Source organism: Streptomyces sp. R-74717, assembly GCF_047305335.1.
Classification (GTDB): Bacteria; Actinomycetota; Actinomycetes; order Streptomycetales; family Streptomycetaceae; genus Streptomyces; species Streptomyces atratus.
Window position 1 is genome coordinate 2,594,060 of record NZ_CP102361.1, and the last position, 17,605, is coordinate 2,611,664.

A 17,605-nucleotide genomic window follows, 5' to 3' on the forward strand; every position below is an offset into this window, starting at 1 on the left:
TCATGGTCGAGCGGGTCGACCGGTGCGGTCTTCGGGGAGAGCGGAGATCGGGGCCGCCCGCTCTCCCGTGGGCGGCGCGTCCGCCGGGCGGCGACGGCGTTCGAGCCGGGCGGTCAGGGCGATTCCGGGCGCCGTCAGGATCGTGGACAGGACGGCCACGATCACGAGTTGGGTGAACAGCGTCTGGGTGAGCAGCCCGGCCTCCAGGCCGATGTTGAGCGCGATGAGCTGGACGAGGCCGCGCGTGTTCATCAGGACGCCGACCCGGAGCGCCGGCAGCCAGCCGGGGTCCTGGAGCCGGGCCGCCACCGTGCAGGCGCCCAGCTTCCCGATCACCGACGCGGCGAGGAGCACCCCCACGCCCAGGAGCAGGGGGCCCGCGTCGAGGGCCTGGATCTGTGTGCGCAGCCCCGTGTAGACGAAGTAGAAGGGCAGCAGCACGCCCACCGCGAACGGCCGGACGGAGGCCTCCCAGCGGGACAGCGCCTCACTCTTGGGGAAGGCCAGGCCCAGCACGAACGCGCCGATCACCACGTGCAGGCCGAGGAACTCGGTGGCGGCGCAGGCCGCGAAGAGCAGCGCGCACACCAGCGGGAGGAATCCCTGCCCACCCCGGCCCAGGGAGGTCGCGAGGAAGGTGCGCAGTACGCGCCGCACCACGGTGAACAGGAGCGCGACGAACACGGCGAAGCCGGCCACCGTGAGCAGCGGGTCGGTGTGGCCCGCCCCGGTGAGCGCGAGCATCAGCCCGATCCCCACCCAGGCGACCACGTCGTCCACGGCGGCCGCGCCGAGCGCGACCGTCCCGGCGCGGGACCCGAGCAGGCCCTCCTCCTCGATGATCCGCGCGAGCATGGGCAGGGCCGTGACGGAGGCGACCACACCGGCGTACAGGATTCCTTCGATCAAGCCCTTCTCCGGTACGGCCGAGGGCTGGGCCCGGAACACCGCGTAGGTCGCGGCGATCCCGAGCACGAACGGAGCGGCCATGCCCGCGAACGACACCGACACGAAGCGCCGGGCCAGGCCCGATCCCCGGACGAGGGAGCCGCTGAACTCCAGCCCGACCAGGAACATGTAGAAGGCGATCCCCAGCTGGCCGAGCGCGTACAGCACCGGTGTGCTGTCGGCCGGGAACACCCACGCCTGGGCGTCCGGCAGCACCAGCCCGAACAGCGAGGGTCCGAGGGCGATGCCGGCCACCATCTCGGCGACGACGGGCGGCTGCCCGACCCGGGCGGCGAGCGCCGCGAGGACCCGGCACAGCACCATCATCACGGCGGCGCCCACCAGAAGGCGGGTCAGCAGGTCTCCGCTCACAGCTCTGCCTCCAGCTCGTCGATCTCGTCCTGGGTGAGGTCCACCAGGGTCAGGTCTGAGGGGGTGTGTCCGCCTGCCGCCGGGTCCGCCGCGTGCTGGACCAGCGATCCGAGTGCGGCGAACCAGAGGCCGGCCAGGGCCTGGACCCGCCGCTCGTCGAAGAGGCCTTCGGGCCAGGTGAGTGTCGCCCGCAGGCGCGGTCCTGACGGTGTGTCATGCGTGATCGCGCTGATTTCCAGCGCGTGGGCGCACGGCATGTCCGGGTCGGCAGAGGCGATCCGGACGTCCTCGGGCGCGCCTCCCCAGCGCTCCGCACCGGCGTCCACCCGCACCCGGCCCAGGTAGTTGAACCCGATCTGCGGCGTCGCCGTCCCGGCGAGCTCGCCGGCTGACTCCGGGTCGAGATGACGCAGTTGGCCGTGGCCGAGGCCCTTGCGGGGCACCGCGCGCAGCTGCTCCTTGACGGCGCGCAGACCCTCTCCCGCGGCCGCCGCGTCGCCCTCGCGCCAGACGACACCGGGGTCGACCGCGACCGGGTACAGGGTGGTGAACCAGCCGACGGTGCGGCTCAGGTCCGCTTCCTCGTCCGCCTCATCACGGCCGTGGCCCTCCAGGTCGACGAGGGCCGCGGTGTGCCGGGCAGGCCCCTGCGGGTACGCGGCGGAGCCACCGTCGGCCCGCCAGCGTCCCAGCGCCAGCGCGAAGCCGCTCAGCAGGACCTCGTCCACGGCGGCGCGCAGCACCGCGGGCACCGTCGTCAGCAGCGGCGCCGTGTCCTCGGCGGGCAGTTCGGCGGTGACCCGGCGGGTGGTCCCGACGGTATCCCTGGCGGGATCCAGCGGCCGGTGGCCGAGCAGCGGATCGGCAGTGGCGCCCACGGCCCGCCAGAAGGGCAGCTCGTCCCGCACCTGGGGGGTGAGAGCCTGCTCGGCGAGCCGGTGGGACCAGCCCCGGAAGGAGGTGCCGACGGGCGCGAGTTCGGCCGCGGAACCGGCCGTACGGTCGTGCCAGACCGACATCAGGTCCGGGGCGAGGACACGCCACGACACTCCGTCGACGACCAGGTGGTGGGCGATCACCAGCAGCCGGCCCTCGCGGTCCGGGCCCGCGTCGAACCAGACGACCCGCGTCATGACGCCGGTGTCCGGGGCGAGTTCGCGCCGTGCCGCCTCGCCGTGGTCGGCGATGGTCCGCGCCCAGTCGGCCTCCTCGCCGCCGGGCGGCAGCGCGACCCGGCGTACGCACTCCTCGGCGCGCACCGCGCCGACGGGCCGGGTCTCCAGCGTCCACCGCCCGTCGTCCGAGCGGAACAGGACGGCGCGCAGCATGTCGTGCCGGTCGAGGACCGCCTGGACCGCGCGGACCAGCCCGGCACGGTCCGGGGCGGGCGGCACGCGCAGCAGCAGCGACTGGTTGAACCCGGCGTAGGAGCCGCCACGTTCGCGCAGCCACGCCATGATCGGCGTGACGGGGACGGCGCCGACGCCGTCGTCGGCCGGCGTCCGCGCGGCGGCGACGTCCCTGGCGGCCGGCGCCAGGGCGGCCACGCTCTGGTACTGGAAGACGTCGCGCGGCGTGATGAGCAGCCCCGCCTGCCGGGCCCGCGCCACCAGCTGGATCGAGACGATGCTGTCGCCGCCGACGGCGAAGAAGTTGTCGTCGACGCCGACCTCGGGGAGGCCGAGCAGTTCCGCGACGAGTTCGCACAGGACGCGCTCACGGGCGCCGCTCGGCGCCCGCCCGGCGCCGACCGTGAACTCCGGTGCGGGCAGGGCCGACTTGTCGAGCTTTCCGTTGCGGCTGAGCGGAAGGGCGTCCAGGCGGACGAAGGCGGCAGGGACCATGTAGTCGGGGAGCGCCGCGGCGACCTGCCGGGTGAGCGCGGCCTCGTCGAACGCGTCCGGCTCGGCCACGGCGTACGCGACCAGCCGCCGGTCCCCCGGTCGTGCCTCGTGGGCGACCACCACGGCCTGGGAGACCCCGGGGCAGGCGGCGACCGCGGACTCGACCTCGCCCGGCTCGATGCGGAATCCGCGGATCTTGACCTGGGTGTCGGTCCGCCCGGCGAACTCCAGGACGCCGTCGCGGCGCCACCAGACGCGGTCGCCTGTGCGGTACATGCGGCTTCCGGCGGGGCCGAACGGGTCGGCGACGAAGCGTTCGGCGGTGAGCCCCGGCTGCTCGGCATAGCCGCGGGCCAGGCCGGTGCCGGCGATGTGGAGCTCGCCGGTGACGCCGGGCGGCACCGGCCGCAGTCGGTCGTCGAGCACGTAGACGCGCGTATTGTCGAGCGGCCGCCCGATGGGCACGGAGTTGCGCGCCACGTCCTCGGCCGTCAGAGCGTGGTGGACCGCGCACTGGGTGCACTCGGTGGGGCCGTACGTGTTGGTCAGCCGTGCCGCGCCGGCGTGCGCGAGGACCTTGCGCACGGCGGTCGCCGAGACGGCGTCGCCGCCCACGTAGATGTCACGCAGCCCCGCGAAGCACTCCGGGTGGTTCTCCGCGAGGAGCCGGAACAGCCCTTCGCCGAAGAGGCCCGCCGTCACCCGGTGTCGGGTCATCGTGCGGGCGAGGCCCTCGATGTCCGTGGCCTCGCCGTCGAAGGCGACGATCCGCGCGCCGCGCAGCAGCGGCCCCCACAGCTCGTACGTCGAGGCGTCGAAGGAGACGGGCAGATGCATCAGCACGCGGTCGTCGGCGCCGTGCCCCCACCAGCGGTAGTGGACCATGTCGACGACGCTGCGGTGGGAGACGGCGACGCCCTTGGGCACACCTGTGGAGCCCGAGGTGTGGATGACGTACGCGAGCTGGTCGGGATGGACGGGGGTGCGGGGTCCCGGCCCGCGGAGCCCGGACTCCTGGGCCGCGGGCGCTGCCGGTTCGTCGGCCCGCACGATCGCGGCCGGGCCGTCCGGGACGTCCGCGAGGGTCGTGCGGTCCGCGACGACGGCCACGGCCCGGGTGCCGTCCAGGATGTGCCGCAGCCTGCCCTGCGGGCTGCGCCGGTCCAGCGGGACGTACACCCCGCCGGCCTTGGCCACGGCGAGGACCGCGACGACGTGCTCAGCCCGGCTGCCGAGCAGCAGCGCCACCCGGTCCTCCGTGCCCACGCCGTGGGCGGCGAGCGCGGCCGCGAGGCGGTCGGAGCGCTCATCCAGTTCCTGGTACGTGAGCGTGGTCGCCCCGTCTTCGAAGGCGACGGCCCGCGGGGTGCGTGCCGCCTGGCCGCGGAAGAGTTCGGGCAGGGAGCCGTCGGGGAAGGCGTGCGCGGTGTCGTTGCGGGCCACCAGCAGCTCGCGCCCTTCCTCCTCGTCCAGCACCGGGAGCGCGTCGACGGTGAGTTCGGGGTCGTGGGCGGCGGCGGTGAGCAGCCGCTGGAAGCGGGCCGCGAGGGCGGCCGTCGTGGACCGGTCGAACAGGTCGACGGCGTACCGTATCTGGCCCTGGATGCCCTGCGCGCCGCCGTCGTCCCCGTACCGTTCCCACAGGCTGAACGACATGTCGAACCTGGCGACCGGGGCCTCTGCCCCCTCGACCCGTGCCCGCAGCCCGGGCAGGTCGACGTCGGGCTCCGCGGTGTTGTGCAGGATCAGCATGACCTGGAAGAGGGGGTGCCGGGCGAGGGAGCGCGCCGGGTTGATCTCCTCGACCAGCCGGTCGAAGGGAACGTCCTGGTGGGCGTAGGCGGCGAGGTCCGACTCCCGTACGCGCGCCAGGAGTTCACGGAAGGTCGGGTCGCCCGAGGTGTCGGTGCGCAGCACCAGGGTGTTGACGAAGAAGCCGACGAGGTCGTCGAGCGCGCTGTCGGTCCGGCCGGCGGTCGGGGCGCCGAGCGGGATGTCGGTCCCGGCGCCCATGCGGGTCAGCAGCGCGGCGAGGGCCGCCTGGAGCACCATGAAGACGCTGACCCCGTTCGCCCTGGCCAGTTCGACGATGGCGGCGTGCTCCGCGGGGCCGAGTTCGAGCGGCACGCTGTCGCCACGATGGGTGGCCATCTCGGGGCGCGGGCGGTCGGTGCGGTACTCCAGCTCCTCGGGGAGACCCGCCAACACCTTGCTCCAGTATGCGAGTTGGAGGTTCAGTTCGCTGTCCGGGTCGCCGTCGTCGCCGAGTATCTCGCGCTGCCAGAGCGTGTAGTCGGCGTACTGGACCGGCAGCGGCTGCCACTGCGGGGCCTCGCCCGCCCGGCGTGCCGCGTAGGCGGTGGACAGGTCACGCAGCATGGGGGTGTGCGACCAGCCGTCGCCGGTGATGTGGTGCATGACCAGGACGAGCGCGGCGGTGTCCGTGCCGGTGGTGAGCAGCCCGGCGCGCAGCGGCGGCCGGGTGGCCAGGTCGAAGCCGTGCAGGACGGCCTCCTCGACGGCTGCCCGCAGTTCGTCGGGGGCGACCCGTGACTCCTCGAGTTCGGGGGCGCCTTCCGTCGGGTCGAGGATGCGCTGGCAGGGCACTCCGTCGCGCTCGGGGTAGACGGTGCGCAGGCTTTCGTGACGGGTGACGAGGTCCTTCAGGGCCGCGCGGAGGGCGGGGCGGTCGATCTCGCCGGTGAGACGCAGGACGAGCGGAACGTTGTAGGTGGCGCTGGGGCCTTCGAGTCGGTTGATGAACCACAGGCGTCGTTGGGCGTACGACAACGGAACCGTCTCCGGACGCTCCCGCACCACCACCCCCGCACGCCCACTCACCACACCCGACTCGACCCACCCCACCAAACCCGCCACCGACGGCGCCTCGAACACCGCCCGCACCGGCACCTCAACCCCGAACACACCCCGCACCCGCGACACCAACCGCGTCGCCAACAACGAATGCCCACCCAAAGCAAAAAAGTCGTCCTCCGGCCCCACCACCCCCACACCCAGAACCTCGGCAAACAAACCACACAAAATCTCCTCACCCGCAGACCGCGGACCACGCCCCACCCCACCCGACACCACCGGCACCGGCAACGCCCCCCGATCCACCTTCCCGTTCGGCGTCAACGGCAACTCAGCCAACCCCACCACCACCGACGGCACCGCATACCCCGGCAACACCCCCGCCACCACACCACGCACCACCACCGGATCCACCCCACCCGTCACAAACCCAACCAACCGCCCCCCACCATCCGGACCCACCACCACCGACGCCACCGCACCCGACACACCCACAACCCCCCGCAACGCCGACTCCACCTCACCCAACTCCACCCGAAACCCCCGCACCTTCACCTGACCATCCACACGCCCCACGAACTCCAACCCCGACACCGTCCACCGCACCAAATCCCCCGTCCGATACAACCGCTCACCCACACCCCCGAACGGATCCGCCACAAACCGCCCAGCCGTCACACCAGGCCGCCCCACATACCCCCGACCCACCCCCACACCACCCACATACAACTCACCCACCACACCAAACGGCACCACACCCAAACCACCATCCAACACATACACCCGCGTATTCCACAAAGGACCACCCACCACCACAGAACCGTCAGCGAGAGGTGTCCCCGCCGGGATGTGGTGGTCCAGGCAGCCCACGGTGGTCTCGGTCGGGCCGTAGTGGTTGACGACGTCCGCCTCGGGGTGCGCGGCGCGCCACGCGGTCAGCTGGTCGGCGCGCAACGCCTCGCCGCCGACGACGAGTTGGGCGGTGGGCGCGAAAACCTCCGGCAGCGTCTCCAGGATCGGCAGGTGCGACGGGGTGACCTTGGCGAAGGTGAGGCCGCCCGGCACGTCCAGCTGCTCGTCGAGGTCGGCGACGTACAGGCAGCCGCCGGCGAGCAGCGTGCCGTACAGGGCCGTGAGTCCGAGGTCGAAGGAGAGCGGGGAGTGCAGCAGGGTCCGCCCGGCGAGGCCCGGGTACCGGGCCACGCAGTGCAGCGCGTAGTTGACCAGGGAGCGCTGTTCGACCACGACGCCCTTGGGACGGCCGGTGGAGCCCGAGGTGTAGATGACGTACGCGGCGTCATGCGCCCGGCTGTTCACCCGCGGCGGGTCGGCGGGCCGCCCGGACAGCGCGGCGACCGTGTCGTCCGTGTCCAGGAGCAGCAGCGGGATGTCCGCCTCGGCCAGCGCGGGGGTGCCGGCCAGTGTCCCGGTCGAGGTCACCAGGAGGGCGGGCCGGGCGTCCGCGAGCACCGTGGCCAGCCGGGTGCCCGGCTGGTCCGCATCGAGCGGCAGATACGCGGCGCCGGCCTTGCCCACGGCCAGCATCGCGGCCACCGCGTCGGCCGACCGCGGCAGCGCGAGGGCGATCAGCGTCTCGGTTCCCGCGCCCCGCTCGGCCAGCAGCCGGGCGAGCCGGTTGGCGCGCGCGTCGAGCTGGGCGTACGTCAGGCGGAGCGGGCCGTCGACGACGGCGGGGGTGTCCGGGGCGAGCGCCACACGCTCCTGGAACAACTGCGCCAGCGTGGCGTCCGGCACCTGATGGGCGGTGCTGTTGCGGGTCACCAGGAGTTCGTGCCGCTCGGCCGGGTCAAGGACGTCGAGGGCGCCGAGCCGGCTGCCGGGGTCGGCGAGGGCGGCCTCCAGCAGGCGGACCAGGCGGGACGCGAACGACTCCACCGTGGACCGGTCGAACAGGTCGGCCGAGTAGCCCACCGCCCCTTCGACGCCGGCGGGTTCGCCGTGCCCGTCGAAGGTCTCGGAGAGGCTGAACTGGAGGTCGGCCTTGGCCATGTCGGGGTCGTGGTCCAGCGCCTCGGCGGCCAGTTCAGGCAGCGTGAAGTCGGCGCGGGTCAGGTTCTGCAGCAGCAGTTTCACCTGGAAGAGCGGGTGCCGGTTGAGCACGCGCCGCGGATTGAGGGCCGCGACCAGCCGCTCGAAGGGCAGGTCCTGGTGGGCGAAGGCGGCGACGTCGGCTTGCCGGACCCGCTCCAGGAGCTCCTCGAAGGTGGGGTCGCCCGCGCTGTCCACGCGCAGCACCAGGGAGTTGATGAAGTAGCCGACGAGAGGGTCGAGGGCCTCCTCGCCGCGGCCGTGCACGGAGGTGCCCACCGGGATGTCGGTGCCGGCGCCGAGCCGGGACAGCAGCGCCGTGAGCGCGGTGTGCAGCACCATGAACGGCGTGGCGCCGCGCTCCCGGGCCAGCCGGAGCAGCGCGCGGTGGGTTCCGGCCGTCAGCCGGAAGGGGACGCGGCCGCCCGGCAGTCCGGTCCCGACCGGCCGCGGCCGGTCGAAGGGAAGCGGCAGCTCCTCCGGCAGGTTTGCCAACTTTGCTTTCCAGTGCGCGAGTTGGCGACTGATGAGGCTGTCCGGATCCGCATCGTCACCGAGCAGCTCGTTCTGCCACAGGGCGTAGTCGGCGTACTGGACCGGGAGGGGCGCCCAGGCGGGTGTCTCGCCGTCGAGGGCGGCGGCGTACGCCTCGGACAGGTCGCGGGCCAGCGGCGCCGACGACCAGCCGTCGCCGGCGATGTGGTGCACGACGACGACCAGCACGTGCTCGCGCTCACCGGTCCTCAACAGGGTGGTGCGCAGCGGCGGTTGCGTGACGAGGTCGAAGCCCTCCCCGGCGGCCCGGGCGATCGGCGCGGCCGGGTCGTGGCCCACGGTGTCGACCACGGTCAGGGCCGGAGCGGCCGCGGCGGGGTCGAGGACGACCTGGCGGGGTTCGCCGTCGACCTCCGGGAAGACGGTCCGCAGGCTCTCGTGCCGGGCCACCACCGCGGCGAACGCCGCTTCGAGCGCCCGTGTGTCCAGCTCGCCGGTCAGGCGCACCACGAACGGGATGTTGTAGGTGCCCTGCGTGGTCTCCAGCCGGTTGATGAACCACAGCCCACGCTGGACGTGCGACAGCGGCAGCACTTCGGGCCGGTCGCGGCGCACCAGGCCCGGGCGGGGCCTGCCGGTGGCCGTGAGGCGCGCCGCCAGGGCGGCCGGGGTCGGCGCCTCGAAGACCGCGGCGACCCGCGCCTCCAGGCCGAGCACCGAGCGGATCCGGGACACCAGGCGGGTGGCGAGCAGCGAATGTCCGCCCAGCTCGAAGAAGTTGTCGTCCACCCCGACCCGGCCGACGCCGAGGACGTCGGCGAACAGCATGCACAGCAGCTCTTCCTGCGCGGTCCGCGGAGCCCGGCCCGCCGTGGCCGGCCCGCCGGGCTCCTCGGGTGTCACCAGCGCCTTGCGGTCGGTCTTCCCGTTGGGGGTGAGCGGTATGGCGTCCAGGGCGTGCACCGCCGAGGGCACCAGGTGGTCGGGCAGCGCGCGGGCCAGCGCCTCGCGAACCGCCCGGGGGTCCGCGTCCCCCACCACGTGGGCGACGAGCCGCGGGAGGCCGCCGGGGCCCGTCGTCATGGTGGCGACGGCGTCCTTCACCCCGGGCTGTTCGCGCAGCCGCGCCTCGACCTCGCCGAGCTCGATGCGCCGGCCCCGGATCTTGACCTGGTTGTCCCGGCGGCCGAGGAACTCCAGCTGCCCGTCCGGCAGATACCGCACCCGGTCTCCGGTGCGGTAGAGCCTGCCACCCCCGGTCCCGTACGGGTCGGCCACGAAGGTGTGCGCGGTCTTGGCCGGGTCGCCGAGATAGCCGCGGCCCACGCCGACGCCCGCGACGTACAGGTCGCCCACCACGCCGACCGGTACGGGCTGGAGCTCGTCGCTGAGCACGTACAGGCGGGTGTTGCGGATCGCCCGGCCGATCGGCGCGGTCGTACGCCCGGCCCCCTGGTCCCGGGTGATGACGGCGTGGGTGACGTCGTCCGAACACTCGGTGGGGCCATAGGCATTGACGACCGGGATCGCCGGGAAGCGGGCGGACCAGCGGCGGCACAGCTCGCCGGGCAGCTCCTCGCCGGTGACGACCAGCCACCGCAGATCCGGCAGGGCGGGTACGGGGGTGTCCTCGTCCCAGGCCTCCAGCGCGGCGCGCAGCAGCGAGGGCACCACTTCCAGAACGGTCGCCCGCTCGCGGACCACCCGCCGCAGGAGCTCGTCCGGGTCCGCCGCGACCGCCCTGCCCACGGCGAGCGTCCGGCCGCCGACGAGCAGCGGGGAGATCATCTGCCAAATGGAGATGTCGAAGGTCAGCGGGGCGTTCTGCACGACGGTGTCCGTCGCGGTGAGCCCGAGGTCCCCGGCCTTGGCCAGCAGGTGGTTGTTCATGCCGCGGTGGTGCACCATCGCGCCCTTGGGGCGGCCCGTGGAGCCCGAGGTGAAGATGGTGTACGCCAGTTGGTCGGCGGCCGGGGCCGCCGGTCGTGCCGGGCGCGCGGTGCCGGGCTCCCCGATCCGCAGGACCGTCACCGGGCGTCCGGCGGCCGCCGCGATGGCGTCGGCGAGGTCGCCGTGCTCCGGGCCGGCCAGCAGCAGGGGCGCGTCCGCGTCGGTCAGCAGTTCGGCCGAGCGTTCGGCCGGCGCGTCGGTGTCCAGCGGGAGGTACGCGGCCGAGGCCGCGAGGGCGGCCAGGAACCCGACGACGGGCAGGCGGCCGCGGTCGGCGAGGACCGCGACGAGCGACTCGGGGGCGGCACCCGACTCCTGGATGCGGGCGGCCAGGTTGTCGGTGTGGTCGACGAGTTCGCGGTAGGTGAGGTCTCCGTCCTCGTCGGTGACCGCGACGGCGGACGGCTGTTCGGCGGCCAGCGACCGGACGCGGGCGACCACGTCCTGGAGGGACTCGGCCGCGGCGGTCTCGTTCCACTCCCGCAGCAGACGCCGTTGCTCCTGCGCGTCAAGGAGGGGGACACGGCCGATCCGGGTGTCCGGGTCGGCGGCGAAGGCCCGCAGCAGCCGGCCGTACCTGGCCAACAGGGCTTCGGCGGTGGCCTGTTCGAAGACGTCGGCCCGGTACTCCATGGCGATCAGCAGGCCGTCCGCGGCGCCGTCGGCGGTGAGGGCCTCGCGAACGTTGAGCGACAGGTCGAACTTGGCGTTGCCCGCGGGCAGGTCGAGCAGCCCGAGCTCCAGTCCGGCGACGGACGGCAGCGCGCGCCGGGAGCTGTCCATCGACAGCATCACCTGGAAGAGCGGGTGCCGGGACATCGAGCGCGCCGGATTGAGGGCCTCGACGAGCCGCTCGAACGGCAGGTCCTGGTGGTCGTAGGCGGCGAGCGAGAACTCCCGTGCCCGCGCGAGCAGTTCACGGAAGGTGGGGTCGCCGGAGGTGTCGGTGCGCAGCACCACCGTGTTGGCGAAGAAGCCGACCAGGTCGGCCAGGGCCTCGTCGGGACGGCCGGCCACCGGGGCGCCGACCGCGATGTCGTCGCCCGCGCCGTGCCTGCTCAGCGTGACCGCGAGCGCGGCCTGGAGCACCATGAACGTGCTGGCGCCGGTGGCCCGGGCGAGCTTGGCGATGCGGCGGTGCGGCTCCGCGTCCAGGCGGAGCACCAGGTGTCCCGAGGGCACGGCCCCCGCGCCGGCCGGGTGCGGCCGGTCGAAGGGCAGGTCGATGTGGTCCGGCAGCCCGGCCAGTGCCCGCTTCCAGAAGTCGGCCTGCCTGGCGACGACGCTGTCGGGGTCCGTCTCGTCGCCGAGGGCGCGGCGCTGCCAGACGGCGTAGTCGGCGTACTGCACGGGCAGCGGGGCGAGGTCCGGCGCGTGTCCGTCCCGGCGCGCCGTGTAGGCGGCGGTCAGGTCGCGCAGCAGCGGACCGAACGACTCGGCGTCGGCCGCGATGTGGTGCAGCAACAGGAGCAGCACGTGCCGGTCGGGGGCGAGGGAGAACAGCATGGCGCGCAGTGGGGGTTCGGCGGCGAGGTCGAAGGGCCGGGCCACGGCCGCGGTGAGCTCGTCGTACAGCCGGTCGTCGTCGGAGTCGGCGAGCGGCAGCCGCGGCCGGGACGCGGGGCCCGCGGCGACAATGTGCTGGACCGGCACGCCGGCCCGCTCCCGGTAGAGGGTGCGCAGGCTCTCGTGGCGATCGGTGAGGTCGCCGAGCGCGGCTTCCAGCGCGCCGCCGTCCAGGGCGCCGTCCAGGGTGAGGACGAGGGGGATGTGGTAGGCGGCGCTCGGCCCGTCGAGGCGGCTGAGGAACCACAACCTCCGCTGGGCGAAGGAGAGTTCCGGGTCGCCGTCGCGCGGTACGGGTACCGGCCCGGTGGGCGCGTTGGCCGTGTCCGCCTCGCCCGTGAGGCGTGCGGCCAGCTCGCGTACGGTCGGCGCGTCGAAGACCGTCTCGACGCCGCACTCGACGCCGAGCCCGGAGCGGATCAGCAGCACCAGGCGGGCCACTTGGAGGGAGTGTCCGCCCAGGTCGAAGAAGTTGTCGTCGATGCCGACCCGTTCGGTCTTGAGCACCTGGGCGAAGAGCACGCACAGGGCGCTCTCGCGCGCGGTGCGCGGTGCGGTCCCGGAGCTCTCCTCCGCGGCGACCGGGTCCGGCAGCGCCTTGCGGTCGGTCTTTCCGTTGGGGGTGACCGGTATCGCGTCGAGGACCGTGAAGGTCGCGGGGACCAGATAGGCCGGGAGCAGCTCGGCGAGTCCGTCCCGTACCGCGGCGGGGTCGACGGCGGCGCCGTCGTTCGGCACGAGGTACGCGGCGAGCGCGGGGGCGCCGTTCGCGTCCGGGCGTACGACGACAGCGGCCTGGGCGACGACGGGCAGCCTCAGCAGGGCGTTCTCGGCCTCACCGGGCTCGATGCGGTAGCCGCGGATCTTGACCTGTTCATCCGCGCGGCCGACGAACTCCAGTGTCCTGTCGGGGCGTTGGCGCACCAGGTCCCCGGTGCGGTACATGCGCTCGCCGGGGGCCCCGAAGGGGTTGGCGACGAAGCGCTCGCCGCTGAGCGCCGGACGGCCGAGGTACCCGCGGGCGACTCCGGTGCCCGCGACATACAGCTCTCCCGGCACGCCGGGCGGCACCGGGGCGAGCCCGGAGTCGAGCACGTGAAGGCAGGTCCCGTCGAGGGCGCCGCCGATGGGCGGCTCCCCGTCACCGGTGAGCGGCCCGCTCATGGTGGCGGCCACGGTGATCTCCGTGGGGCCGTAGGCGTTGACCATGAGGTGCTTGGCCGACCAGCGGGCGGCCACCTCGGCGGGGCACGCCTCGCCGCCCACGAAGAAGGCCATGTCCGGCGGCAGGTCGCCCTCCGGGTCCAGTACGGCCAGCGAGGACGGCGGCAGCAGGGCGTGGGTGATGCCGGCCTGCCGGGTGAAATCGGCCAGCGGGTGGCCGGGCAGCAGCCTCTCCCCCGGGGCGAACACCAGGGTCGCCCCGGTCAGCAGACTCATGCACAGTTCGAGGACCATGGCGTCGAAGCCCATGGACGCGAACTGCAGCACCCGGCTGCCCGGCCGCACCCCGAGGTGCGCGACGACGGCCCGCGTCAGGTTCGGGATGCCGGCGTGGGTGACGACGACGCCCTTGGGCTGCCCGGTGGAACCCGAGGTGTAGATCACGTACGCGGGGCAGGCGGCGGTCAGCGGGGCCGTGCGCTCCGCGTCGGTGAGGTCGTCGGCCGCGTACCCGCCGAGCGAGGCCGTGGTGTCGGGCGCGTCGAGCACGAGGGTGGGGGCGTCCGCACCGGCCACCAGGGAGGCGGTGCCGGCCGCCACCACGACGCAGGTGGGCGCGGCGTCGTCGAGGATGTGGCCGATGCGCCGCGCGGGGTAGCCGGGGTCGACGGGCACGTACGCGGCACCCGCCTTCAGCACGCCGAGCGCGGCGACGGCGAACAGCTCCGAACGGGGCAGGAGCAGCGCTACCCGGTCCTCGTGCCCGACTCCCCGGGCCGCCAGCAGCCGGGCGAGGCGGTTGGCCCTGCTGTTGAGTTCGGCGTAGTCGAGGGTGGTGCCCTCGCACTCGACGGCGGTGGCCGCGGGCGTACGGCGCACCTGCTGCTCGAAGAGGGCGGGCAGCGTGGGGCCCGGCTCGTGGGGGGCGGTGGCCGGCGGCGCCGCGGCCGCGTACTCCTCGTCGCCGAGCAGGCCGACGCGGCCCACGAAGGTGCCGGGCTCGGCCGACGCGCGTGCCATGCGTCCGAGGAAGTCGATGTAGCGGTCCTGGTGGGCGGCGAGTTCACCGGCGTCGTACAGCCCGGGGTGGGCGTCGAAGTCCACCCTGATGCCGCGGTCGCCGACCCGGTCGTAGACCGATATCGCCAGGTCCTCGATGAGGCGCTGCGACATGTTGTGGGCGTCCGCCCGGCTGCCGGCGAAGCGCACGTCGTAGTCGAACGGCACGATGTTGAGCTGCGGTCCGAAGTACCTGCGGTGGTCCCTGGGCAGCCCCAGGTCGCCGCGGAGTTCCTCGCCCCGGTAGCGCTGGTGGCTCATCACCCCCCGCACGGCGGACCGCGCGCCGTCCAGGAGTGCCCGGACGGTCATGGCGGGGTCGACCGGGACGCGCAGCGGCAGGACGTTCGCCGCCATGCCTGGCGCCTTGAAGGACCGTTCGCCGGTCCGGCCGGTCACCGAGAGACCGAGGATCACCTCCGGGTTCCCGGTCATCCGGTGCAGGAACGCGGCGGTGGCGGCGACGATGATCCGGGACCGGGAGACACCGGCCCGCTCGGCCGCCTCCGTCAGGGCGCGGTGGACCTCGGCGGGCAGGTGCGCGCTGCGCCGGATGAAGTCCGCGGTGGGCCGCAGCGGGCGGGGCGACAGGGCCACCGGATCGGGCCGGTCGGCGTACTGCCCGAGCCAGAACTCCCGGTCGGCGGCGAACTCGGGCGACTGGCGGTAGTCGAGGTCCTCGGTGAGCAGGGTGCGTACGGACTCGAAGGGCGCGGGGCCCGGGTCCCGGCCCTCCACCAGCGCCGTGTAGACCTGCGCGACCCTGCGGACGAGCAGTCCGGCGCCCACCCCGTCGAGGAGGATGTGGTGGTACGCGTGGTACCAGTACCAGCGGTCCGCGGCGATCCGGAAGAGCGCGTAGGTGAACAGCGGTGCCTCGGTGAGCTCCATCGGCCGGCCGAGGTCCCGCTCCATCCACTCCACGGCGGCGCGCCGCGGATCGGCCTCGGCGCAGACGTCGACGACGTTCAGCCGCCAGTCGGGCCGCACGCCGATCCGCTGCCGTGGTCCGTCGTCCGTGTCCAGGAACGCGATGTGCAGGGTGTCGGTCTCGTCGGTCACCTGGCGCAGGGCCCGCTCGAAGAGCTCGGGGTCCACCGCCCCGTGGATCTCCAGGTATTCGGAGGCCCGGAAGATCGCCAGGTCCGGATCGACCCGCTGTGCGAACCAGACTCCCGCCTGCGCACCGGTCAGCGGGAGTTCCCGCGCATCGTCCGGCGTGAGTTCCTGCTCGGCATCGGCGAAAGACCGCGATCGATCCATAGCTCCTCGACATTCACCTGATGGGGGGCAACTCAAGGAGGACGGGGCTCTCCGCCGTGGACACGCGCACGATGTGGAGCGGGAATTGACCGTGCGGAATTACGTGCCCTGATCATTCGGACCGAGCTCGCGCCGACCGGCGCCCGTCTACCCATTACTCACTGTCGTGACACTATCCAGGGGGTGTCCTGTACACCTGGACGACCGCTATACGGATATCTGCCGCGCGAGGAATTCGGCGCGGCCTTTCATCGGCCCCGCCTGCCGGTGGCCGGGCGTGCGGCTAGTCCGACATGGCCACCAGCACCCGGCGTTCGCCGGTGTAGGGCCGGCGGCCGTGGGCCGCGGCCACGTTGTCGACCAGGAGCAGGTCTCCCCGCCGCCAGTCCACGTCGACCGCCAGGCGCAGCCCGGTCTCCTGGACGTGGGTGATGTACTCGGCGGGGATGGAACTGCCGTCGGCAAAGCAGACGCTCTGCGGCAGTTCGTCCTCGGCCAGCATCTCCGCCAGCAGGGCCGCTTCCTCGCCGACCCCGGCGGGGTGCCACTGGTCGGCCTGGTTGAACCACACCTCGGTTCCCGTGACGGGGTGTTCGACCGTCGCGGGCGCGGTCCGGCCGATCCGCAGCGAACCGTCGGCGAGCCACCGCCACTGGGCGCCCGTGCCGTCGAGGAACGCCTCGACCTCATCCCGCTCCTCGGTCTCGAAGGTCGCCTGCCAGCTCTTGCCGAACCCCATCCCGTCGTGCAGGTTCTGCGTGTAGCGCACGCCGGACGCGAAGGCCGCGCGTACCTCCGGGTCCAGGGACGCGAGCCAGAGCGCCCCGTCGACGACGGGCGTGGCCCCGCCCGTCGCGGCCGGGTAGGCGCAGCAGAACAGGATGCGCCGGGGCCAGGTGTGGCTGTACGACATCTCGTTGTGCATGGAGATCTCGAACTCGGCCGGGTACTCGGTCGAGGTGTAGACGTTCCTGCCGACCTTGGTCCGGGGCGAGTTGCCGTGCACGTACGCCAGCCGGTTCGGCAGCAGCAGATCGGCCGCCATGTCGTACGACGCCGACTCCGCGCTGGTCCCGAACCCCCGGAAGACCACGGCCTTCTCCCGGGTCAGCAACTCCGTCACGTCCTGCCCCCGCAGGAACTCCGCCAGCCCCTCGGGGCTCGCCGGTACGCCGACGCTGCCCGGATCCACCTCCAGGGGCCGCCAGGTCTGGGCGGTGTCGACCATCAGTTCTCCGTAGGTGTCGTAGGTGTCAGGGGGGCGGCGTCCGGTGCGTTCTCGGTGTCCCCGGCGGCCCTCGACGAGCGGAAGTCCGCGACGGCCTGCCGGATCCGGGGCGACTGGGCGGCCACGGTCTGAAGCGGCGCCTCACGTTCGAGGGCGATGGCCAGCGAGGGGGCGTCGGCGTTGGCCTGGAGGACGCGCTTGGTCAGGGCCACCGCGACCGGGCTGTGCGCGGCGATCCGCCGGGCCAGGTCGAGGGCGGTGGTGTGCAGGTCGTCCGGGTCGGTCACCGTGTTCGCCAGGCCTTGGTCCAGGGCCTCGTCCGCGGCCACGAACCTGCCGGTGAGCATCATCTCCGAGGCGAAGCCGAGCCCGGTGAGCCTGGGCAGCAGCCAGGAGGCGCCCATGTCCCCGCCGGACAGGCCCATGTTCACGAAGGAGGCCCGCAGCCGGGCGCGGGCGGTGACGACCCGCAGGTCGGCGGCGAGCGCGAGGGAGAGCCCGGCGCCGACCGCGACGCCGTCCACGGCGGCGAGCACCGGCTGCGGGATGTCGCGCAGCCCGGTCACCGCGGCCGACTGCCGTTCGAGCAGGCCGAGCAGCTCCGCCGGGGGCAGGGCGGCGATCCGCCCCGCCTCGTCGAGGTCGTACCCGGAGCAGAAGTCCGTCCCCGTCCCCGTCAGGACGAGCACGCGCGCGCCGGCGTCCGCGCGCAGCTCGGCGCAGAGGTCCGCGAGCGCCCGGAACATCCCCTCGGTCAGGGCGTTCATCCGGTGCGGCCGGTGCAGGGCGGCGACGACGATCTCCGGAGAGGGGCGGGTCACCAGGAGCGGGCCCTGTTCCTCGGTCATGCCGC

4 protein-coding genes are annotated in these 17,605 nt (G+C 73.5%); all 4 read right to left on the reverse strand.

What is annotated here, in order from left to right; all coding sequences use genetic code 11:
• The 4 genes from NRF20_RS11630 to NRF20_RS11645 all read right to left on the reverse strand — a co-directional run bounded on the left by NRF20_RS11630 (position 1) and on the right by NRF20_RS11645 (position 17,600).
• Positions 1-1,320 carry a cation:proton antiporter gene (locus NRF20_RS11630; protein ID WP_398630550.1) on the reverse strand — a complete coding sequence of 440 codons (1,320 nt, stop codon included), beginning with the start codon at positions 1,318-1,320 and terminating at the stop codon, positions 1-3.
• A complete protein-coding gene (locus NRF20_RS11635; protein ID WP_413752530.1) occupies positions 1,317-15,524 on the reverse strand; it encodes an amino acid adenylation domain-containing protein in 14,208 nt (4,735 codons plus the stop codon). The genes NRF20_RS11630 and NRF20_RS11635 overlap by 4 nt, the downstream gene beginning before the upstream one ends.
• A 283-nt stretch (positions 15,525-15,807) precedes the next feature.
• Positions 15,808-16,752: a TauD/TfdA family dioxygenase gene (locus NRF20_RS11640; RefSeq protein ID WP_398630548.1), complete on the reverse strand. Its 945-nt coding sequence runs from the start codon at positions 16,750-16,752 to the stop codon at positions 15,808-15,810.
• The gene (locus NRF20_RS11645; protein WP_413752531.1) at positions 16,752-17,600 is read right to left on the reverse strand and encodes an enoyl-CoA hydratase/isomerase family protein; all 849 of its coding nucleotides are present in this window, start codon (positions 17,598-17,600) and stop codon (positions 16,752-16,754) included. Before NRF20_RS11645 ends, NRF20_RS11640 begins: the two co-directional genes overlap by 1 nt.
• Positions 17,601-17,605 lie beyond the last annotated feature (5 nt).